This is a genomic window from Mycobacterium sp. Aquia_213, from assembly GCF_026625985.1.
GTDB lineage: Bacteria > Actinomycetota > Actinomycetes > Mycobacteriales > Mycobacteriaceae > Mycobacterium.
Genome location: NZ_CP113116.1, coordinates 3095559 through 3116968 on the forward strand (window position 1 = coordinate 3095559; position 21410 = coordinate 3116968).

Annotated in this window: 19 protein-coding genes; 4 read left to right on the forward strand and 15 right to left on the reverse strand. The window is 64.6% G+C overall.

The window, feature by feature from the left end; translation table 11 throughout:
• Positions 1-215: 215 nt before the first annotated feature.
• Positions 216-1883, forward strand: a complete 1668-nt coding sequence (locus tag LMQ14_RS14535) for a serine/threonine-protein kinase (protein ID WP_267730290.1) — start codon at positions 216-218, stop codon at positions 1881-1883.
• Here the strand turns inward: LMQ14_RS14535 and LMQ14_RS14540 are convergent.
• The 5 genes from LMQ14_RS14540 to LMQ14_RS14560 all read right to left on the reverse strand — a co-directional run bounded on the left by LMQ14_RS14540 (position 1874) and on the right by LMQ14_RS14560 (position 8229).
• Positions 1874-3007 (reverse strand): hypothetical protein, encoded by a 1134-nt coding sequence (locus tag LMQ14_RS14540; RefSeq protein ID WP_267730291.1) that lies wholly within the window; start codon positions 3005-3007, stop codon positions 1874-1876. The two genes, LMQ14_RS14535 and LMQ14_RS14540, sit on opposite strands and share 10 nt — an antisense overlap.
• Before the next feature lie 161 nt (positions 3008-3168).
• Complete coding sequence (locus LMQ14_RS14545; protein ID WP_267730292.1) at positions 3169-5346, reverse strand: glutamine synthetase III; 2178 nt, start codon at positions 5344-5346, stop codon at positions 3169-3171.
• Positions 5347-5486: 140 nt separating this feature from the next.
• A complete protein-coding gene (gene cysW, locus LMQ14_RS14550; RefSeq protein ID WP_267730293.1) occupies positions 5487-6305 on the reverse strand; it encodes a sulfate ABC transporter permease subunit CysW in 819 nt (272 codons plus the stop codon).
• Positions 6302-7195, reverse strand: a complete 894-nt coding sequence (gene cysT, locus LMQ14_RS14555; RefSeq protein WP_267730294.1) for a sulfate ABC transporter permease subunit CysT — start codon at positions 7193-7195, stop codon at positions 6302-6304. The genes cysW and cysT overlap by 4 nt, the downstream gene beginning before the upstream one ends.
• The gene (locus tag LMQ14_RS14560) at positions 7192-8229 is read right to left on the reverse strand and encodes a sulfate ABC transporter substrate-binding protein (RefSeq protein ID WP_267730295.1); all 1038 of its coding nucleotides are present in this window, start codon (positions 8227-8229) and stop codon (positions 7192-7194) included. Before LMQ14_RS14560 ends, cysT begins: the two co-directional genes overlap by 4 nt.
• 531 nt (positions 8230-8760) lie before the next feature.
• On the opposite strand from LMQ14_RS14560, the gene LMQ14_RS14565 reads away from it, so the two are divergent.
• The gene (locus LMQ14_RS14565; protein WP_267730296.1) at positions 8761-9420 is read left to right on the forward strand and encodes a hypothetical protein; all 660 of its coding nucleotides are present in this window, start codon (positions 8761-8763) and stop codon (positions 9418-9420) included.
• A 375-nt stretch (positions 9421-9795) separates the two neighbouring features.
• Here the strand turns inward: LMQ14_RS14565 and LMQ14_RS14570 are convergent, their stop codons facing one another.
• Complete coding sequence (locus tag LMQ14_RS14570; protein ID WP_267730297.1) at positions 9796-10563, reverse strand: class I SAM-dependent methyltransferase; 768 nt, start codon at positions 10561-10563, stop codon at positions 9796-9798.
• Positions 10564-10783: 220 nt separating this feature from the next.
• On the opposite strand from LMQ14_RS14570, the gene LMQ14_RS14575 reads away from it, so the two are divergent.
• Positions 10784-11476, forward strand: coding sequence for a DUF899 domain-containing protein (locus LMQ14_RS14575; RefSeq protein ID WP_267730298.1), 693 nt, complete (start codon positions 10784-10786; stop codon positions 11474-11476).
• Here LMQ14_RS14575 and LMQ14_RS14580 read toward each other — a convergent pair.
• The 5 genes from LMQ14_RS14580 to LMQ14_RS14600 form a co-directional block, all read right to left on the reverse strand.
• Positions 11473-12495, reverse strand: a complete 1023-nt coding sequence (locus LMQ14_RS14580) for an epoxyqueuosine reductase (protein WP_267730299.1) — start codon at positions 12493-12495, stop codon at positions 11473-11475. The two genes, LMQ14_RS14575 and LMQ14_RS14580, sit on opposite strands and share 4 nt — an antisense overlap.
• A gap of 21 nt (positions 12496-12516) precedes the next feature.
• On the reverse strand, positions 12517-14193 hold the full coding sequence (locus LMQ14_RS14585) for a hypothetical protein (RefSeq protein WP_267730300.1): 1677 nt from the start codon (positions 14191-14193) through the stop codon (positions 12517-12519).
• 15 nt (positions 14194-14208) lie between these two features.
• Positions 14209-15678: an MFS transporter gene (locus LMQ14_RS14590; RefSeq protein WP_267730301.1), complete on the reverse strand. Its 1470-nt coding sequence runs from the start codon at positions 15676-15678 to the stop codon at positions 14209-14211.
• Positions 15679-15939: 261 nt separating this feature from the next.
• The gene (locus LMQ14_RS14595) at positions 15940-16161 is read right to left on the reverse strand and encodes a hypothetical protein (RefSeq protein ID WP_267730302.1); all 222 of its coding nucleotides are present in this window, start codon (positions 16159-16161) and stop codon (positions 15940-15942) included.
• Positions 16162-16213: 52 nt separating this feature from the next.
• A complete protein-coding gene (locus tag LMQ14_RS14600; RefSeq protein ID WP_324291056.1) occupies positions 16214-17089 on the reverse strand; it encodes a maleylpyruvate isomerase N-terminal domain-containing protein in 876 nt (291 codons plus the stop codon).
• A 199-nt stretch (positions 17090-17288) separates the two neighbouring features.
• Here LMQ14_RS14600 and LMQ14_RS14605 point away from each other — a divergent pair, with 199 nt between their 5' ends.
• Positions 17289-18386, forward strand: a complete 1098-nt coding sequence (locus LMQ14_RS14605) for a GGDEF domain-containing protein (protein ID WP_267735519.1) — start codon at positions 17289-17291, stop codon at positions 18384-18386.
• Between the two features lie 31 nt (positions 18387-18417).
• Here LMQ14_RS14605 and LMQ14_RS14610 read toward each other — a convergent pair whose 3' ends face one another.
• The 4 genes from LMQ14_RS14610 to LMQ14_RS14625 all read right to left on the reverse strand — a co-directional run bounded on the left by LMQ14_RS14610 (position 18418) and on the right by LMQ14_RS14625 (position 21293).
• A complete protein-coding gene (locus LMQ14_RS14610) occupies positions 18418-19158 on the reverse strand; it encodes an SDR family NAD(P)-dependent oxidoreductase (protein WP_267730303.1) in 741 nt (246 codons plus the stop codon).
• A gap of 108 nt (positions 19159-19266) precedes the next feature.
• A complete protein-coding gene (locus tag LMQ14_RS14615; RefSeq protein ID WP_267730304.1) occupies positions 19267-19518 on the reverse strand; it encodes a hypothetical protein in 252 nt (83 codons plus the stop codon).
• Positions 19519-19659: 141 nt separating this feature from the next.
• Positions 19660-20979, reverse strand: coding sequence for a cytochrome P450 (locus LMQ14_RS14620; RefSeq protein WP_267730305.1), 1320 nt, complete (start codon positions 20977-20979; stop codon positions 19660-19662).
• 119 nt (positions 20980-21098) lie between these two features.
• The gene (locus LMQ14_RS14625; RefSeq protein WP_267730306.1) at positions 21099-21293 is read right to left on the reverse strand and encodes a hypothetical protein; all 195 of its coding nucleotides are present in this window, start codon (positions 21291-21293) and stop codon (positions 21099-21101) included.
• Positions 21294-21410 lie beyond the last annotated feature (117 nt).

The window sequence follows — 21410 nt, forward strand, 5'->3', positions numbered from 1 at the left end:
CGACGAGCCGGGCACCCTGGTGTCGCCTGGAATTCACCAGCCGTTCGCATCGGCTGGGCCCCACGAGCACGAATATCGGTGACCAGTGCGGAAACACCGGGACCCGCCGACGGTCGCACGATCGCGCATGCGCCACCGCGATGTTGTAGTTTTCGAGCGGTGGTGTTGGTCGAGGCTTACCGTCATGGTTGCCAGACCGTGAATAGGAGTCAGCGATGAGCGGCGCGCAGGGCTCGCGGTTGGGGACGATGTTCGGTCCCTACTACCTCAAACGGCTACTGGGCCGCGGCGGCATGGGCGAGGTCTACGAAGCCGAGCACACGGTCAAGGAGTGGACGGTAGCGCTCAAGCTGATGTCGCATGCGTACAGCCAAGATCCGGTGTTTCGCAAGCGGATGGAGCGCGAGGCCCGCATCACCGGCCGGCTGCTGGAACCCCACGTGGTTCCCATCCACGACTACGGCGAAATCGACGGGCAACTGTATTTGGAGATGCGCCTGATCGAGGGCATCGACCTGGGCAGCCTGCTCGAGCGGGACGGGGCGTTGGCTCCGCCTCGCGCGGTGGCCATCATCCTTCAGGTCGCCTCGGCGCTGGATGCCGCGCACGCCGCCGGGGTCACGCACCGCGATGTCAAACCGCAGAACATCCTGATCACCCGCAACGACTTCGCCTATCTGGTCGACTTCGGCATCGCCAGCGCGAAAACCGACGAGAAGCTCACTCAAATGGGTACCGCGGTGGGGACCTGGAAATACATGGCCCCCGAACGGTTTTCGAGCGACGAGGTGACTCCCCGGGCCGATGTCTACGCGCTGGCCTGTGTGCTGTTCGAATGCCTGACCGGGGCACCGCCCTATCCCGCCGACAGCACGGGGGTGCTGGTCACCTCGCACATGATGGAACCCATCCCGCTGCCCAGCATGCAGGGCTTCGGTGTGGACCAGGCCTTCGATGCCGTGATCGCGGGCGGCATGGCCAAGAAGCCGATCGAGCGCTACGCCAGCGCCGGTGATCTGGCCGAGGCGGCGCACGACGCGCTGTCCCGGCCGGAGCGCGACCGCGCCGCAACCATCCTGCGGCGCAGCGAAACCTCGGCCAAGCGACAAGACACCCAGCCAGAGGCCGAAGTCCAGGCGTCGACCTCGCCGGACACGCGATACAACCCGCTGATATCCGGACCCGAAACCCAGCCGGACAGCCCACCGCCGCCGCTGACATCCGCATCGGACAGCGGCACGCTGCCCACCGGCGAGCAACCCGGTGCCACTGAGGCGGCGCAGCCACGCAAACGCAGCCGCTGGCCGATCCTGGCCGCGGCGGGTGCCGCGGCCGTCGTCGCCATTGCCGGCGTCGGCATCTGGCTGACGCTGAAACCCGCTCCCCAGCAGCAGCCGCCGCCGAAGCCGAGCGCCGGGAAAACCCCCGCGCCGTCGAGCCAGGCCCCCAGCAATGACCAGGCCCGGCTGATCAGCCTGCTACCGCCCGGCTACCTGGCCGGAACGTGCACGCCGGCCACCCCCGAATCGGGAAGCATTTGGACCAACGCGGTGGCAATGGTGTCCTGCGGGCAGAACACCCAGCCCGGTGGTCCCAGTCATGCCACCTACGGCCTGTTTCCGACGCCGGACCGACTGAAGAAGGCCTTCACCGACAGCATCGCCAACGTCAGCCTGGTGAACTGCCCCGGCGAGGGAGCCTCCCCGGTGAGCTGGCACTACGACCAAACCCCCAACGAGCAAGCCGGTTTGATCGCGTGCGGCACCTACAACGCCCACCCGAACGTGATTTGGACCAATGAGGAAAAACTCATGCTCAACGACGTCGCGGGCGACCCCGCCACCGTCGAGGACTTGCACACCTGGTGGGATGCCTACGGCTGATCCGGTGCCCAACGCGACACCGGGACGAACTCCGTCGGGTTCGGCGACACCAGCGCCGAAAGTTTTTTGAGGCAGACGGACGGATCGACGTCGTCAAGGTCGATCCCGGCGAAGGTGTCAGCGTCAACCCGCGCGCTGATCAAGCACGGCCGAATCCGTTGACCCGTATTCGGATCCATCGTTTCGACCACCCCGTTGAAGATCACCACCTCGCATTGGCGCTCGCCGTCGAACGCGAAGACGGTCGCCAAAGATAGCAGTGTGAGCTGCGCAATGGTACTGGCGTACAGGGCTTTTACCTGCCCCGCCGGTCGCGGGGTCTCGACAACCGTCTCGCGGCTCTTGACGTACCGGTACGTCTTGGCAGTCGGGACGACACCGGCGCCGGGCAGTTCATATTCGATCACCAATTGGCGTGCTGCCGAGACATATTCGACGGCAAGCTTGGGGGTGATGCCGCGTGGCAACGGTATAGCCGCCAAGACGGATTCGACGCGGTTGGCAAACTCGGCCGGAGCCGACGGCGACGCGTCCGGCAGTTGCCGCAATCCCGTCCGAAGCAGCTCGGTCAGCGCCGCCACCTGGGATTCGATTTTCGCGTTCTGCCGGTCCACCTGAGCGGCCACGCCGTCGAGGTTGTAGATTTCGCTTTCCAGGACAACGCCTTTGGGCCAGCAGCTCAGCTGCCTTTCGCGCTGGCGTGCCAGCTCGGCGGCCTTGGTCCTCGCTTCGGCCGCCTGCATCGCCGCATAGAGAGCCTTGGTCGTCTCGAGTTCTTTCAGTCGCTGTTGTTCGCGCACCGGGTGCCGGCGGCGGGCCAGCTGATATTGATAGCGGGCCTGCCCCAGCTGCCGTTCGGCATCGGGCAATCGGTCGTAGGCCGGCGGCTGTACGAAGTCCGCCAGCCGGGGCAACGGTTCAGCGATCTCCAAGTAGCGGATCCGCATTTCGCAGGCTTCGGCGTTTCCGCGGGCTTTGCTGACGGTGTAGTACTTCTCCAGCATCCGGCACGCCGACTCCCAGTTCTCGATGCTCGTTCGCTGCGAGGAGCGCCACAGGTTCCAGAGCGCGTGGTACGCCTCCAGTTCGGCGGCACGACGCTGGCCGTCGTCGAATGGCCCCATGCTCTCCCCTGACCGGGTGACTTCCGTCCCTTCAGAACTTAACGCGTCAGGTGCGGCATGTGCAGCGGGGCGCTGTCAGGGACGTGGGGAGTCGCCGGGCGTGGGAGCCTCGGATTATCAAGCTCCGCGAGCGCGGTCGACCCCCACGCCCGACGACGGACTCAGAGGATGTAAAGCATCTCCTGGTAGGTGGGCAGCGGCCACAAGTCGTCGGCGACAACGGCTTCCAGCGCGTCGGCGGCGGTACGCACCGCTTCCATCGCCGGCAGCAGCGACTCTTGGGCATGCGTGGCCTCGTCGAGTGCCGATTCCGCCGAGTGATCCGACAGGGCTGACTTCAGCGAGGCCAGGCCCGCCGCCAGATCGGCGATTGGGGTCGAAACCGACTCCAACACAGCAGTGTTCGGCTCCACACCGGCCTTCTTCAAAGCGGCGACGTTCTGCGCGAGCTCGGTCTGGTAGCGCATGGCGGCGGGCAGGATGACGGTCGTCCCGAGCTCCAACGCCAGCTTGGCCTCGACCGCAATGGTCAGGGCGTACTGCTCGAGACGCACCTCGTAGCGGCTGTGCAGCTCGCGTTCGTTGAACACACCGTATTTCGCGAAGAGTTCGATCGCGTCCGGTTTGATCAGCTCCGGAATGGCGTCCAGGGTGGTCTTCAGGTTCGGCAGGCCGCGCTCGGCCGCCTCGGTCTGCCAGTTCTCCGAGTAGCCGTCGCCGTTGAACACCACCGCACCGTGCTCGGTGATGACCTCGGTGAGCAGCTTCTGCACCGCGCTGTCGAAGTCCTCACCGTCGCCGACGGCCTGCTCAAGCACGCTGGCCATGTAGTCCAACGAGTCCGCCATGATCGTGTTGAGCACGATCAACGGCACCGCAACCGTCTGCCCGGAGCCGGGCGCACGGAACTCGAACCTGTTGCCGGTGAACGCGAACGGGCTGGTCCGGTTGCGGTCGCCCGCGTCCGTCGGCAGATGGGGCAGGGTGTCGACACCAATGATCATGGTGCCCTTGCCCTTCGACGAGGTGGCAGCACCCTTGGCGATCTGGTCGAACACGTCGGCGAGCTGTTCACCGAGGAAGATCGAGATGATCGCGGGCGGCGCCTCGTTCGCACCCAGTCGGTGGTCGTTGGTGGCCGACGCGACCGACACCCGCAGCAACCCCGAGAACTTGTGCACGGCGCGGATCACCGCGGCGCAGAACACCAGGAACTGGGCGTTCTCGTGCGGAGTGTCGCCCGGGACCAACAGCGAACCCAGCTCGGAGTTGCCCAACGAGAAGTTGACATGCTTGCCCGACCCGTTGACGCCGGCAAACGGCTTCTCGTGGAACAGGCATTCCATGCCGTGCTTCTTGGCGATCGTCTTGAAGATCGTCATCAGCAACTGCTGGTGGTCGGAGGCGATATTGGCGCGCTCGAACATCGGCGCGATCTCGAACTGACCGGGGGCCACCTCGTTGTGCCGGGTCTTGGCGGGAATGCCGAGCTTGAACAGCTCCCGCTCGGTGTCCATCATGAAGCCGAGGACACGCTCGGGCACCGCGCCGAAGTAGTGGTCGTCAAACTCCTGGCCCTTGGGCGGCTTGGCGCCGAACAGCGTGCGACCCGCGTTGACCAGGTCCGGACGCGCGAGGAAGAAGTGCCGGTCGACCAGGAAGTACTCCTGCTCCGGTCCGCAGAACGAGACGACGTGGTTCAAGTCCTTATGGCCGAACAGCGTCAGGATGCGCTCGGCATGCGCACCCATCGCCTGCTGGCTGCGCAGCAGTGGCGTCTTGTAGTCCAGTGCCTCACCGGTCATCGAGACGAAAACCGTCGGAATGCACAGCGTGTTGCCGTTCGGGTTCTCCAGAATGTAGGCCGGGCTGGTGGCGTCCCAGCCGGTGTAGCCGCGCGCCTCGAAGGTGCTCCGCAGCCCGCCGGACGGGAAGCTGGAGGCGTCGGGCTCACCCTGAATCAGGGTCTTGCCGGCGAACTCCGCGAGCGTGGTCCCGTCGCCGACGGGATCCAGGAAGCTGTCATGCTTCTCGGCGGTCAGGCCGGTCATCGGGTAGAAGACATGGGCGTAGTGGGTGGCACCCTTCTCCAGTGCCCAGTCCTTCATGGCTATCGCGACGGCGTCGGCAACCGTGGGGTCGAGCTTGGTGCCTTTTTCGATGGTCGCAACGATGGACTTGTACAACGCCTTAGGAAGCCGTGCCTGCATTTCAGCCTTGGTGAAGACGTTGGATCCGAAGACCTCGCCGGGGGCCTCACCAGGTACAAAACTGATAGCCGGGGGGACGTATGCCTCGACGTTATTGATCGCCTGCAGGCGTACTGCGTTTCCGCTCAATGGAGTTTCCTATCGCTGAGGGGGGTCAACGACCGTCCCTTGCGGGAAGGTGGACCGGCCCCACCCTAGGAACATTCGATTCCGAACTTGTTACGCGCGCGTCAACGATGCGCTTCAAGCAGGGCGAGAATGAGACGACGTCAGGCCGCGGCGTGGGCCCGCTTCCGGCGCACCAGCAGGGTCGTTTTGACGATCAGGAACACCACCGCCACCCCCATGAGCAGCGTGGAGAGCGCATAGGCGCCGTACTCGGCGCCGCGGGCGTAGCGATCGTTCACCAGCAGCGTCAGTGTTTGCGACTCCCCCGGCAGGTTCGACGACACCATGATGACCCCGCCGAATTCCCCGAGCGTGCGTGCGGTGGTCAGCACCGTGCCGTAGATCAGGCCCCATTTGATGGTCGGCAAAGTGATCCGCCAAAACGTCTGCCACGGGCCCGAACCCAGCGTCGCCGCTGCCTGTTCCTGCTCGGTCCCCACCTCCTGCAGCACCGGTTGGACCTCGCGCACCACGAACGGCAGGGTGACGAAGATGCTGACGAGGATGAGGCCGGGCAAGCCGAAGATGACCTTGATTCCGAAATCGTTCTCCACGAAGCCCAGCGCACCCGCCGATCCCCACAGCAGGATCAATGCGACACCCACGATGATGGGCGATACCGCAAAGGGCAGGTCGACGACCGCCTGCAGCGCGGCCCTACCGCGGAACCGGCTGCGGGCAAGCAACAATGACGTGAGAACACCGAAGACGACGTTGAGTGGGACCACAACGGCGACCACCAGAAGCGACAGGTGCAGCGCCGAGATCGCCGCCGGCGTGGTGATCCATGCGTAGAACTGGCCAAGCCCGGGCTCGAACGTCCGCCACAGGATGATCGACACCGGCACGATCAGCATCACGCCGATGTACGCCAGCGTCACGGATCGGGTGAGGTAGCGGGCCCACGATGACGACGTCACGCGGCCTTTTCCTCACGTTTGGCCGTGCGCCCGCCCACGATCCGCAACAGCACCAGCACGGTAAACGAGATCGATAGCAGCACAATAGATATAGCGGCCGCGCCGGTGCGGTCGTCATTCTCGATCAAGGAGCGTATCCACTGCGAAGAGACCTCGGTCTTGCCCGGCACCGCGCCACCGATCGTCACCACCGAGCCGAACTCGGCGATACAACGCGAGAAGGCCAACCCGGCACCGGTCAGCAGCGAGGGCGCCAGCGACGGCAGCACGATTGTCGTGAAGACCTTTGGGCCGCTGGCACCCAGCGATGCCGCCGCCTCCTCGACGTCGCGATCGATCTCCAGCAGCACCGGCTGAACGGCGCGCACCACCAACGGCAGCGTCACGAACGCCAGCGCCATCCCCACCCCGGGCGGCGTGTGCTGCAGATGAATGTGCACGGGGCTGTTCTTGCCGTACAGGGCCAGCATCACCAGGCTGGTCACGATCGTGGGTAGCGCGAACGGCAGATCGATCACCGCATCGATCAGCCCCTTGCCGAAGAAGTTGTCGCGCACCAGCACCCACGCGGTCGCCAGCCCGAACACCACGTCGAGAATCGTCACCGCGACGGAAATCCCGAACGTCACCTGGAACGACTGCACCGCGGCATGCGAGGTGACGGCCAGCCAGAAGGCCTGCCAGCCGCCGCCGGCGGCCTGCCACGCAATGGCCGCCAATGGCAACAGCACGATCACCGAAAGCCACAGCGACGTCACCCCGACCCGAAGTGACGTGAGACCGGGCCTGTTCGTTAGCCGCAGTCCTTCCGGCGGTTCCGGAAGTTGGCTACCGGGCTGGGCCAACTCGGGGCGGATGGCCTCCGGGTTGGGAACTGTCGCGGTGGTCATCCGGTGGCCTGCACGTAGACCCTGGTGATGCTGCCGGTGTTCTTGTCGAAGAGTTGCGCGTCCGCGGCGGCCCAGCCGCCCAGGTCGTCGATCGTCCAAAGTTTTACCGGGACGGGATACTGGTCCCGGAAAGTGCTGGCGACGGCCGGATCGATGGGGCGGAATCCGGCCTGCGCCCATAGCTTCTGGGCCGCGGCGGTGTATTGAAAGTTCTTGAAGGCGGTCGCGACGTCGAGGTGCGCGCTGGTGCTGACCACCGCCACCGGGTTCTCGATCTTGAAGGTTTGGGACGGAATCACGTGTTCGACGGGTTTGCCCTGCCGCTCGGCGGCAATGGCTTCGTTTTCGTAGCTGATCAACACGTCGCCGCTGCCTTCAGCAAAGACGGCGGTGGCAATCCGCCCCGAACCGGGACGCAGCTTGACGTGTTCGTGCACCAACTTGCTGATGAAGTCGATACCCGCTTGGGCATCCGCGCCGCCACGACTTTTCGCCGCATACGGGGCCAACAGGTTCCACTTGGCCGAGCCCGAACTGAGCGGGCTCGGGGTGATGACCTCTACGCCGGGCCGCAATAGATCATCCCAATCCCGGATGTTCTTCGGATTGCCTTTGCGCACAACCAATGTCACGACCGACCCGAATGGATTGCCGTGGCCAGCTTGGCGGTCCCAATCCGCCGAGACCTTTCCGGCTTTCACCAAACGGGTGATGTCGGGCTCGACCGAGAAGTTCACGACGTCGGCCGGTTTCCCCTCGACGACCCCGCGCGACTGGTCGGCAGACGCCGCGTAAGACGTGATCACCTGTACGCCCTTGCCTTCTTGGGTGCCGTTGAATGCCGGAATCACCGCGCTCCAACCGGGTTCGGGAACGGAATACGCGACGAGGGTGATCTTGGTGTTGGCGTTGCTCAGTCCGCTGCCACCCACGGCATCGCTGGCACCGCCGCCACACGCCGCGACAAAACCGACGACCGAGAGAAGTGAGACGACATGGCGGCAGCGCGGTGCGATACCGATGTGGTCAAACATTGGCCGGCCTTCCAGTGCGGGACTTGGGTGCGTCGATCCCGTTGCTGCGGAAGGGCACTAGGGCATCCGAAAATTCGCCTACTCGAGACCGGACCGCGAACGGACAGAAGAGTCAGCGACAACAGCGCACGCCGGCGCAGCGCTGGAGAGAACCGGCTGCCGCGTGCATGGCGCGAGCGTAGCAAAGCACGCGTACCCGCACGCCTGTGCCGCAACGCGGTATTCGTCGTAGTCAGGGCTGCGCCAGGCCGGCCGAGCATCGATTTGCGCGGCTGTGACGCGGCCTTCGCGTATCCAACGCGCAGCGGCCTGCTCGGGCCACTGCGGCGGCCACGTAAAAGTCACGGTGATGAAAAGAGCCCGACACCAGCCGGTACCTGCTCGGGCACAGCGATCTCAGGCCGGCATCATTTCGGCGCGTTCGTCCACGATCTTCGCCGAGGTCGGATTTAATGCTCCGAAAGAGGGCGACCAGTAACCCTTTTCTCATACCGTTGCGCGCCGCCACCGCGGCTCGAGAAAAGGACGCCGATGGCCCGCATCCTGACGACGAAGGTCGCCGCGGCCGCGCTGTTCTGCGTCACCGCCGCGACGTCATCGATCACCTGGGCCGCCGCGGTGCACGCCGCCCCGGGTCCACCCGTGCCGGATGCCGACCACGAGGCGGGCTTGTACGGCGACCCGGCGGCCGCCGCGCCCTATTGGCGGCGCCAACACGGTTCGGACTGCGGTGAGATCGCGGTCGCCGATGTCGTCGGCGAGCTCACCGGCCGCCAGCCCACCGAGCGACAGATCACCGCTGCGGCCGAAAATGCCTTCGGGGCAACGGGTTCCACACCGATATGGAATCCGCCGGGCAACACCGACATCCGGGATTTGCCGCTGCTGCTCTGGCACTACTGGGTCAGGGCCGACAACATCCAGACCAATATCGCTGCCCTGCAACAGAATCTAGCCGATAAGCGCAAGGTGATCGCCCTCGTCAACGCCGAGACCATCTGGAACCGTCCCGGCAACCACGCCCGGGCGAACCACTTTGTGGTGGTCACCGGTATCGACACCAAGGCCGGCGTGGTGCATCTCAACGACAGCGGCATCGATACCGGGCGCGACGAGCAGGTGCCCATCGCCACGTTCGAGCGGGCGTGGGCACCCAACTACAACTCCGCCGTCGTGACGAAGGGAAGCTAAACCTGTTTCAGGACAGGCTTTTCATGGAGTCCGACGGGATCACTGCGGATCCGCGCCGAGCATTGGCGAGGCTGCACGACTCGGCCAGCTCGGGCCCATAGGTAGCCGCACCGCACTCACATTCCCAGCAGATATGCCGGCCGCAGGAACACGGAATGGTGGCCACGATCATGTGTCCCGGCAAAAGCCAGTGACCACGTGCACACCGTTGTGGTGGTCTGTCCATCCATTGCGTTCGCGAGCCATGCGCCAGATCGTTGACATGAACACTCACGGGCACCACCCTCCCATTGGCATTGGCGCCAAGCCAGGGCGATGTACGAATCGTTACCGTCTCGTTGACCGTGTCGTTGTCTGCGAATTCGCGCGAAACGATCAGTTCTTCTCGAGGGTTACCTGGTTGACGTCGATTTGGCCGGTGCGGAACGCGTTGGCCCGGCCGGTCAGGTAATGCAGGTATCGCTCGTAGACCTCTTCCGACTGCATCTCGATGGCCTCGTCGCGGTGCGCCTCGAGCGCCGCGGCCCACAGGTCGAGGGTCTTGATGTAATGCGGCTGCAGCGGCTCGCGCAGCGTCAGGGTGAAACCCGCGCCTGCCGCGTGCTGCTCCACCGGGTCGATCGACGGCAGGCCGGTGATCGTGTGCAAGAACATGACGCCATCGTCGGGCAGGACGGTGTAAGCCATTTCGAAGAAATCGTCGTAACGGTCGTAGCTACCCTGCTCGAATGCCCCGATGGACACGATCCGGTCGACCGGCTCGGTGAACTCCTCCCAGCCCTGCAGCAGCACCCACTTGCTGCGCTCGGTGTCCATTTCGTCGAACATTTTCTGGACGTGGGCGGCCTGATCGCTGGATGTCGTCAGGCCGACGACGTTGACGTCGTACTTCTCGATCGCCCGGCGCATCGTGGTGCCCCAGCCACAGGCGACGTCGAGCAGTGTCATGCCGGGCCGCAGATCCAGCTCGGCCAGCGCCAAATCGATCTTTGCGATTTGGGCCTCTTCCAAGGTCATGTCATCGCGCTCGAAGTACGCGCAACTGTAGGTCTGGGTGCGATCCAGGAACAGGCGGAAAAAATCGTCGGACAAGTCGTACCGTGCCGGTACTTCGTCGACGGTCGGGATCAATCCCTGAGTCATGATTGCGTAGCCTTTCCGGACCCAGGGTCCCCCCGCGTGACAACTAAAGTTTGCACATAGATACCCGGGCGCGCGCGGCGCAAACCACATTCAAAGCGAGTTCTCAGCTGTCAGCCGTGCTTTTTGCGATTGCCGGCATTTGCCGATGAATTCCGGGCAGACCGCCAGTCAGACCTTTGAGTCGGAAAAATCGAGAGCTTCGAGAAAGAGGGTGGATCCCATGTCTGCGAACCACACGGCCCTGCCGCCGATCGTCGATGCAGCGACGTGGCGCGCCGAGCTCGACGAACTGCGCAAGCGCGAGAAGGCCGCCACCCGCGAACTGGATGCGATCGCCGCACAGCGGCGCCGGCTGCCGATGGTCGAGCTACCCGACTACACCCTGATCAGTGCCGACGGGCCCGTCCGCCTCGCCGACGTGTTCGGTGGCCGATCGCAGCTCATCACCTACCACCACATGTGGTCGGACGGCGCGCAGTGGCAGTGCGGCGGGTGCACGGGTTTCACGTCGCAGTTCACCCGACTCGAATTCCTCGACAACTACGATGCCCGTTTCGTCATCGTGACCAATGGCCCAATCGAGGAGGCACTCGCCTACCGGGAAAAGGTCGGCAATCGGATGCAGTGGTACTCCTCGTCGCAGAGCGCATTCGGAGCGGACATGGACGCACCCCCGGGCGGGGGCTTTGCGGTCAACGTGTTTCTCCGCGACGTTGACACCGTGTATCGCACCTGGCACACGAATGGGCGCGGCACCGAGCAACTCAGCCACTCGTTCGCGCTGATCGACCTATTGCCGTGGGGCCGCCAGGAGGAATGGCTCGATTCGCCCGCCGGCTGGCCGTCGCGGCCCACCTACTCCGGCTGGCTGGACTCCCCCGACATCGCCCGCGCCTACGGGACAGCAGGCTAACGCCCGCCGTCGACGACCTTCACCGTCTTGTGCGGATAGCGTCGCTCCGCAAATTCCTTGGCCTTGGAATTCGGCAGCACGTACAAGGTTTCCTTCTTGTCCTGCAACGGTTTTAGTACCAGGTCCATGAAGCTCTTGCGGTTGTCCAGATAAGGCTCGATGACGTCCTCGCCGGCCGGGCAGACGGCCAGGCAGTAGGCCGCCTTATAGTTCGGCTTGAACGACAGGCTTTGCCACATCGACGCGTTCTCCGAATCGGTTACCCGCGAACGGAAGTCGGCCGCGTCCGTACTATCGGCAACGGTCTGCACCCAATCCGTGAAGCCACCCATGAACTCGCGGTAGTTGTGCGTCGAACAGGCCAGCCAATCGAAACTGCCATCCTTGCCGATCGCGCCGACTGGGCACGCCGCGACGCACAGCTTGCATTCCAGGCACGGGCTGTAGTCCAGCGGCTCGCCGTAGCTGCTGATCGGCGCGCCGACCAGGATCGTGCCCAGCAGGATGAAGTTGCCGAACTTCGGGTGAATCACGTTGCGGTGGATGCCCATCACCCCGAGGCCCGCCGCCACGGCAACGGGTTTGTGCGCCACCACCCAGATCCGGCCCGGGTAGTTGTCCATCTCCATCGGAAAGGTCGCCGACGGGTTCAGCACCCGGTAACCGGTGTCCTGCAGCCGGCGGACGATGCGGTAGGCCGCTTCATTGAGCAACTCACCGCTGCGGTGGAACTCCTGGTTGGCGACGCTGCGCGCCGTCGATCGGATGTTGTCGCGGTTCATCTTGACCACCAGCGAGATGTAGCTCTTGGTTCCCGGCAACGCGGCTTCGACGTGCTCGACCTCCGAAGCCAGGTCGGGGTTGTCGACGCTCGCGAACGCCACGTCGTCGACGCCGGCGTCCAGGCACAGCTGGCGCAACCAATCCGCGTCGAGTACACCGGGTTTCCGCGTCGGGCGCGATCGCACCTTTTGCACGGTGGGGTGTTCCGCCAGCCGGGCCGGGAGTTTCTCGGTCATGCTCGGTATAGTACACAATACCTAGATGGTGGCGGTCCCCATCCGGCAGGCACACGAGGCGGTGATCGCGACGTCGGCATGAGCGCGTGCCAGCGTCAATTGCTGCTCGATGATCGTGGCCTCAGCGGTGCGGCCCAGACGCCGCAGGCACTCGTGATAGCCGTGCAGGCTCCACACATTGCCCGGATGTTGGCAACATCTGCGCACCGTCGGATCGAGGCCGAGATCGGCGGCGTAAACGGCGGCCGCCTCGGCCACCCTGCCCTGTTCCAGCAGCAACGCGCCATAAGCGTGGCGGGTCGGTTGCATCCAGCCCCAGGGCTCGTCGTAGGGAAGGGCGTCGTCGAGTTCCACCGCGCGGCGAAGATGACCGAAAGCCAGATCGAATTGCCCCTGCCGGTAAGCGATCTCACCGTCGAGCATCGCGCCGGCCACCGCGAGAATGTCACGACTGGTGTTGTTGAACAGATACCGCGACGCGGGAATGCGGGCGTACGCCGCGATGAAGGCTTCACGCTCGGTATCCGCTTGCGCCAGCAGGCCTTTGGCGGCATAGGCCACGCCGCGGCCATAGTGGATCGTCGCCGCCGTGGTGCAGTACAAATCCTGATCGCTCGGCAACGACTCGGCTATCAGGTCATCCCAACGGCCGAAGCGGACGAAGACGTGCACCCGAAGCGGAACGAAGGCCTCCAGCCAGTCGGCCATCGGCGGTGATTCGATGGACAGCAATTCCGGGGTGAGTTGCTGGGCGAGTTCGTCGGCGGCCGCTAGCGCGACGCGGAATTGCCCGGAGAACATCGCCCCGTACACGACGAAGTGCAAGTCGTGTGCCCGATAAGCCGAGTAAAAATTCAGCGCCCCTTCGCGTTCGAGAAACCGGCGATCCGCGCGCACCGCGTCCAGGTTCGACACCACCGCGTTGCGGTAGTCGCCGCACAGCACATCGATATGGGTTGGCATGTGTTCGAGATGACCGGCGTCGGGCACCAGCCCGCGCAGCAGATCGGCCGCCGGCAGCGCCTCTTCGGGGTGGGCGGACAGCTCCATCGTGTGCAAGTAGAGATGCAGGATGCCCGGGTGGGCTCGACCACCGGGAGTCGTTAGCGCGGTCTCCAGAATCTGTTTGGCCTCCACCACCCGGGAACCCGGGGCGGGCTGCCCGGTGTGGGTGTCCCACAGTGCCCAGGCCGTCACATTGACCAACGCATCCGCCGCAAGGGCCGCGACGTCCATGTCGTCCGGGTAGGCCGACGCCAACCTCGACATCGACTCCGCGTAGGCCGCGTTGCCGTCGGCCAGCGCCGCGGTGTCGGTCACGTCATCCGCCGGAAAGCGAGCGGCCAACGCCTCGATCAGGCCGCGCTCAACGGCCGTCGCGCGCCCGCCGATTGCCAGCCGCAGCTCGCCACGCGCCCGAGTCAGCGACGCGGCCAGCTCCACCTGGTCGAACGCGTCCCACGCTTTGTTGTAGTTGGGCCCCACCGAGTAGGCGATGCCCCATCGCGCGATGGCAAGGTCGGGGTCCAGGCCGAGCGCCGTCTCGAAGCACCGCACCGCCTCTTCGTGGTTGAACGCATACGCCCACACCATGCCGCGGTCGAACCACCGCTGCGCCTGAGCCGATGTTGTATCGACGGCCCGGTGATAGGAGCCAAGGTCGTAGTACGACTCGACGTCGCCGCGTGGGACCGCCACGTCGCCGACGATAACCTAGGCGGGCGAGTCGTTCTCGGCATCGGCCACTGTCAAAGGCAGCGCCAGATCTTCCAGGGCACGCTGCTCGGCCGCGATCCCGAGCCATAGCTCGACCAGTCCGGCGACCGCCATCACGATCGCCCCGATCAGGAACGACCACAGCACCTGACCCCGATCGCCCGAATTGATCAGCTCACCGAACAGCACGGGGCCGGTGATGCCGCCGATCGCGGTGCCCACCGCGTAGAAGAACGCGATCGCCAGCGCCCGGGTCTCCATCGGGAAGATCTCGCTGACGGTCAGGTACGCCGCGCTCGCACCCGCCGAGGCCAGGAAGAACGCCGCCGCCAGCACGATGATGAAGGTCCAGACACCGCCGGTGTCGTTCACGAACACCGCCCCAAGGACAACCGCGATCACCGCGGAGCCGATGTAGGTCCCGGCGATCATCGGTTTGCGGCCGATCGTGTCGAACAGCCGCCCGAGGACCAAGGGGCCGAGGAAATTGCTCAACGCCCACACGATGAAGAACACCGGCACTTTTCCGGAGGGAATGCCGTAGAAGCCGCTCAACAGCGTGCCCAGGTTGAACGTCACGCCGTTGTACAGGAAAGCCTGACCGATGAACAGCGCAAGACCGAGGACCGCGCGTTTGGGATACAGCTTGAACGCCACCCGGGCGATCTCCACAAACGGAATCGCTTGGCGCTGGCGAATTTTCAGCGGCTCGCCGTGCGGCTCGGGCAGCGGTTGTCCGGTTTCTCGCTGCACGGCTTGTTCGATCTCGCCGACGATCTGCTCGGCTTCCTCGTCGCGCCCGTGAATGAACAACCATCTCGGGCTTTCCGGCACATTGCGCCGGACCAGCAGGACGAAGATGCCGAAGATGGCTCCGATGCCGAATGCGAGCCGCCATCCGATGTTCGCCGGGAAGTTCGACGTGTCCAGCAGCACCAGCGCGCCGGCGGCCCCGGCGGCCGAACCCAGCCAGTAGGTGCCGTTGATGATCAGGTCCACGCGACCGCGTACCCGGGCGGGGATCAACTCGTCGATCGCCGAATTGATGGCCGCGTATTCGCCGCCTATACCGGCGCCGGTGAAAAAGCGCGCTATGAAGAAATACCAAGGCGCGAAAGCGAATGCGGTCGCCACGGTGGCGACCAGGTAGACCGCCAGGGTCAGGATGAACAGATTGCGCCGTCCGAACCGGTCGGTCAGATGGCCGAAGAACAACGCACCCAGGCATGCCCCGGTGATGTAGATCGCCGCCGCGTAGCCGATCTGCGCCGGGTTGAGCTCGATGCCGCTGCCCTTCTCGGTGAGCCGGGCCGACACATTGCCGACCATCGTCACCTCGAGCCCATCGAGGACCCACACCCCGCCGAGCCCCACCACGACGCGCCAGTGAAACCGCGACCACGGCAGCCGGTCCAGTCGGGCCGGGACTTGCGTCGTGATGGTTTTCGTTTGCGCGCCTGGGCTCATGCTGTCTCCGTTCTCGGTGGATAGAGAGGTACCCGCCACCGCGCGTCGCACGCCGCGGAAAAGCCAGCTCGCATATGAGTGCCGGCCCGCGTGAGAAATGCCGCAGTGGCAGGCCGCGCGCAGCGCGCGACCGATCTGGACAGTGATGCTTCGTCGCTATCCGCTGACATGGTCGGGCGGTCGGGGTGTGCCGGGCATCGTGGCGGACCCTACCAGTGCGCCACCTCGCCGCTGGTCAGCGCGGCACCGGAGATCTTGTTCTCAGGCCGAGAGGTGGGCACCCGGGACGACGGGAGGAAATTCGGGTCGCAGCGAGGTGTGCACATCGTCCTGCTCGATGCGCGCCCACTGGTGGGACGAGAAGTACCACGTCCACTTGCCCGTCGACGGGCCGATCTTGAGCACCGCGCCGTCGGTGTCGAAATGGAGTTCGTCCCCGTACGTAATTTCGGTGCCATCTGCCCAGGTCACTGTGAAAGTCATGGGGGCACGTTACCCGGCAGACCTAGCCAATACTTGTACAAAGGCCGACAACTTATTGGTGCCCGGGACCTCGATTTGGCTGCAGCATCGTGATGACGGCGTCGACCATTTCCGGGTTGCCGATGGGATTCGGTAAATCGGGCCCCGGGCATCGCCCCCAAAGCAATAGGGTCCGTGCCGCAGAGTGACATTCCACGACCGGATGTGAATGGTCACGTGAGGCGAGTTCGATTGTTGTCACCGGGCCTCCCGTTACCGTGATGTCGGAGGCACCGGGTGAGCGCAGGATGACCGACTCATGCTCGCCGCCGCGGGGCGGGAATACGTTCGGCTTCATGGCCGCGACCGTTGTCGCGGCATGGACACCGATGCGTACGTCGCTGAGTGCTTTGATGCTGGTTTCGTCGCTACCGACGATGTCCCAGCGGTGAAGTATCAGTTCGCTTTCGACGTGCAGCGTCAACGCCCGCGCGTCCAAAAGGGCGCCCGTGAAGGCTACGCGGCGATCCCTGCCGTGCATGCGCAGCCGCTCGATGGCAACCGTCGCTTTGAGCGCTTCCTCGAAGAAACTGCTGCGCAACCGCTTTGGATGAAGCGCTCGATATGGCCGCTCACGCTCTTCGAAGTCGCGGGTGGGGCGCGGCGGCGCCCCGGCAAGTTCGAGCTCAACGAGTTCCGCGATTTCGGCGGATCCAGCAGCTAGATGAGCGGTGAGTTCGTGGACGGTCCATCCGGCACACCGCGTGGGTGCGCCCGGGTCGGCCGCGAGCATGGCTTCCACGAACGGGATGAATGCCTCCTGCGCCGGAGTCCTCGCGAACCGCAGCAGCCTTGGGCTCCCCGGGAACTCGGCAAGCGCGCGAGCGAAACCCAGTTGAACCGGATGCCATCCGAGAGCGGTGGTCAGGAATCTGTTCACAGTTGCCACAAGATCACGCCGAGACGCTCACCTGCTGGCGCTTTTGCGACATCAAAGTGGCCCCGCCGCACACCGCCCGGGATTGAGCCAGGTGTGTCCAATGAGCGCGCCGCAACGACCGGCGGATGTTAATGTTGGCGCCTATTTCGGTGGTGTCTATGCAGATGAGACTAAGTTTCGTGCGGAGGTGGGCATGGAATCCCCGCTGATGCCTGGGCGGCCGCCTATCTTTCCGTCGGCCCCCCGATCCGGCGCCTCCGACTATGTCGAAGGTATGGAGCGCCTCTTGCAGGCCGTCCAGGACCTCTCGCTGGCTCGCAGCCAGGCCGACATTCAGCGAGTTGTCTCGTCGTCGGCGCGCGAGCTCACCGGGTGCGACGGCGCCACGTTGGTGCTGCGCGACAACGGCAAGTGCTTCTACGCCGAAGAGAACGCGATCGGCCCGCTGTGGAAGGGCAGCCGGTTCCCGATGACGTCGTGCATCAGCGGGTGGGCGATGCTCAACCGGGATGCGGCGATCATCCCGGATATCTATCTCGACGCGCGTATCCCGCACAACCTCTATCGCCCGACGTTCGTCAAGAGCCTGGTGATGGTTCCGATCCGCAGGCTCGACCCGATCGGAGCGATCGGCAACTATTGGGCCGAGGAGCATCAGCCGACCGAGCAAGAAGTCCGCTTACTGCAGGCCCTGGCCGATTCGACCTCGATTGCGATCGAGAACATCCAGGTCTACTCCGAACTGGAGCAGCGGGTTCGCGACCGCACCGCCGCGCTCGAGCAGGCCAACGAGGAGATTCGCCAGCTCTCGGTGACCGACGAAATGACCGGACTCACCAACCGTCGCGGCTTCTATCTGCTGGCCGAGCAAAAGCTCCGCGGGGCGCACTACCTGGGCCATAGCTGCGTGCTCGCCTTCCTCGACGTCGACGGGCTCAAACGAGTCAACGACGAACACGGACACGAGGTCGGCGACCTGCTGATCAAAGACGTCGCCTACGCGCTGGGCGACACGTTGTGCGAGTCCGACATCTTCGCCCGCCTGGGCGGTGACGAATTCTGCGTGATGGTCACCGAAAGCGCCAGCGACACCACGACATTGCGAGAGCGGGTCGCCGAAGCGTTTCGGCGCTTCAATGAGACGAGCGAGCGGCCCTACCGCCTTTCTGCCAGCATCGGCCTGGTGCGCGCCCCCGCCAGCGGGCCCACCGTCACCGTGGATGAGCTGCTCGCGCAAGCCGACGAGTTGATGTACGAGGAGAAGAAGACCAACGCGAGCTCGCGCGGTTGGGCCGGCCAGGTCTGAAATCTCCTGGCCACGAACCGGATTCGGCTTACTAGCCCGCGCCCTTGCCGTTGTCAACCCGGTAGACGGCGCCATGGATGGCCATCGCGGCATCGCTGGCCAGGAACGCGACCACATTCGCGACATCGAGGGGCGCCATCATGCCGCGCGGTGAGGCCGTGCGCATGATCAGGTCGTAGTTCGGATCCTCGGGCGCCGTGAACTGTTCGAGTTGCGGCGTGAGCATGCCGCCGGGACATACCGCGTTGACGCGCAAGCGATCCGCCGTGTACTCCACCGCCAATGCTCGAGTCAGCCCGATGAGCCCATGCTTGGCAGCGCAGTAGCCGGCCGAGTAGGCCTGCCCTTCGACGCCGGCAATGGAGGCGACGTTGACGATGTTCCCGCCCCGTTCCAGCAGCTGAGGCAGTGCGGCCCGGCACAGATAGAACGGACCGTTCAGGTTGACCGCGAGATCCTGTGTCCAGTCGTCGTCGGTCATCGACTCCGTTCGGCGCATCTGGTGCTTACCGGCGATGTTGACCAGGACGTCGAGTCCGCCGAACTCCCGGACGCACTGCTCGACCGCGTCGTTGCAGGCCCGCGCCGAACCCACATCCACCGATGCGTAGGAACCGTGCTCCACGTCGGCGAATACCTCGGCCAGGCGCGCGGTATCGCGGGCTATGCCGAAAACCGTTGCGCCCTGCCGGGAAAACAGCTTGGCCGTTTGGGCGCCCAGGCCCGACGATGCACCGGTCACGAGCGCGACCTTGCCTTGCAACGCTGTCATACCGGTTCTCGTCCTCTCTAGCCGCGCACACGCGCCTCGCCCCGGCGAGTCGTGCCACTAGCAAACCAACTCTCGCGGCAGCGCATACCACCAGGGCCCCAGCACACTTCAGACCAGGCTGGCGCGCCTCAATACGACCGCAACGCCGTCGCGCAAGAGTTCAACCGGTTCAACGGATCTCATGGTCCGCCGGATGCGTCGCGCGGCCACCACCATGGCGAAGTTCAACGCAAGCCTGCCGATCGCGACCCGACTCGTGCGCTTTCTCCAGGTCGGCGGCGTCGAGCCCGCGCGCCGACCGACGTAATAGCCGGCGCATGTCGCCGTCGCGAGCGCGCAGATCAGCACGAGAACCGCCATGATGACGAGCGTCCTTTGCCCCTGTCGCGGGGAGGTCACGCGCGGGATACACCTCGGCCAACAAATGCGGTGCTCAGCGGTTCGGGTCGGCTGACGGATCCAGAAAGCCAGAGCCAAGAGACGCCCGGACCGAGTGTCGTACTAGGAAACCATTGCCGCCGCGGGCCGCAGCCGCACGGGCAAGTGTTTGATTCCGTGCAGCGCCATGCTGTCATGCATCGTCGGCACGCCGGCCAGGCTCAGGTCGGGGAACCGCGCAAACAACGCCTGCAGGCCGATGTGCAGTTCCATTCGCGCCAGCGCCGCGCCGAGGCAAACGTGGATGCCACTGCCGAAGCTGACGTGTTCGCGGGCGTTGGTGCGAGTGATGTCGAATTCGTCGGGGCGTTCGAAGATCGCCGGATCGCGGTTGGCCCCGCCCAGCAGCAGCAAGATGAACTGGCCCGGGCGAACGGTGTGCCCCTGTATGTCGAGCGTCTCGGTGGCGACCCTTCCTCCCCATTGAATGGCAGTCTCGTAACGCAACATCTCCTCGACCGCGTTGGACCAACCCTCGGGATTTGTCCGCAGCCGTTCCAGCTGATCGGGGTGCCGAACGAGCGTCACGATCGCCTTGCCCATAACATGCGTCGTCGTAATGAACCCCGCACCGAGCAGCAGTGCCGCGAACAGGCGGACCTCGTATTCGGACAGGTCACCGTCCTGCAAGACGGCCGCCAGGATGCTGTCGTTGTCGCCGCGCTGACGCAGCCGCTCGACGTGCATCGCAAGGTAGTGCTCGAACTCGCGCGCCGTATTGACGGACACCTGAAAGTCCCGCCAGGATGCCGCCGCGCTGGAGATCAGCCTGGTTGCCGGCTCACCTACTTGGTACAGCTGCGGAGTCTCCTCGCGGGGTATGCCCAGCATTTCCGCTATCACTTCGATCGGAATTCGAGAGGCGTACGCGGCGACCAAGTCGCATTCGGCCTCGCCTTGCAAACCGTCCAGACCATCCAACAGATCGGTGGCGACATCCTCAATCCGGTCACGAAGGCCCTCGAGTGCACGCGGAGTAAATGCCCGCGATACCAGGCGACGCAACCGCGCATGCTCGGGCGGATCGGTGACCAGCATCGACGGCGGCTGAATGGCGTTCAGGACGTTCGGCTTGGTCTTGGCCAGGATCCACCGCGCAAAGCGAAACGGTGACTGATCCCGCGGTTTGATCGTGCGGAACCGGTCGTCTCGCAAGATGTCACGGACGATCTGCGCGTCTGCGGTGGCGAAACCACCTGGGATCGAAAAGATGCGCCCGCGCAGGCGTACCTCTTCGATTAGTCGATATACGTTTTCGGGCTGGCTGGTATCGATCGCCAGCTGCGCCATTGGATCACCCTGGCGCGCCATCAGTTTCAGCGTCGCGCGGGAAACCCCGTATCCCGCCGCCCAATGAATCCGGTCCTTGATGGCCATGTTCATGCGCGCACCTCTGACAATCGAATATGTCGAGGGTACTAGCCGACAGCACCAAATTGCCGCTAAATGCGCATCGAAAACAGGTTGCCGCGTTCAATCAAGGCGGCTCACACCACTTTCGATCAGCCCCAGAAACGGCTCTTCTTCGTTCTTTCGTCGCCCTGCACGTTGGTCCACTCGCCCGGCGCGTAACGGTAGGGCCGCTTGGCGCCAGTGCGAATGACGTCAAGGGTGCCGTCGTTGCGCTTGACGTAGGCGTCACCGAATCGCATATAGCTGTCGGTTACTCCGTCTCGAAGTGTCACCGTGCACGTCATGGTCGAACCTCCTGGTGGGCCGACACCTGCCGGCAGTGATCAACCCTGACGAGGGGACGGAGCTAAGGCGAATTCGCTTGGCCGACTTGTCTTGCTCGCAAAGAGCTGCTTGATACT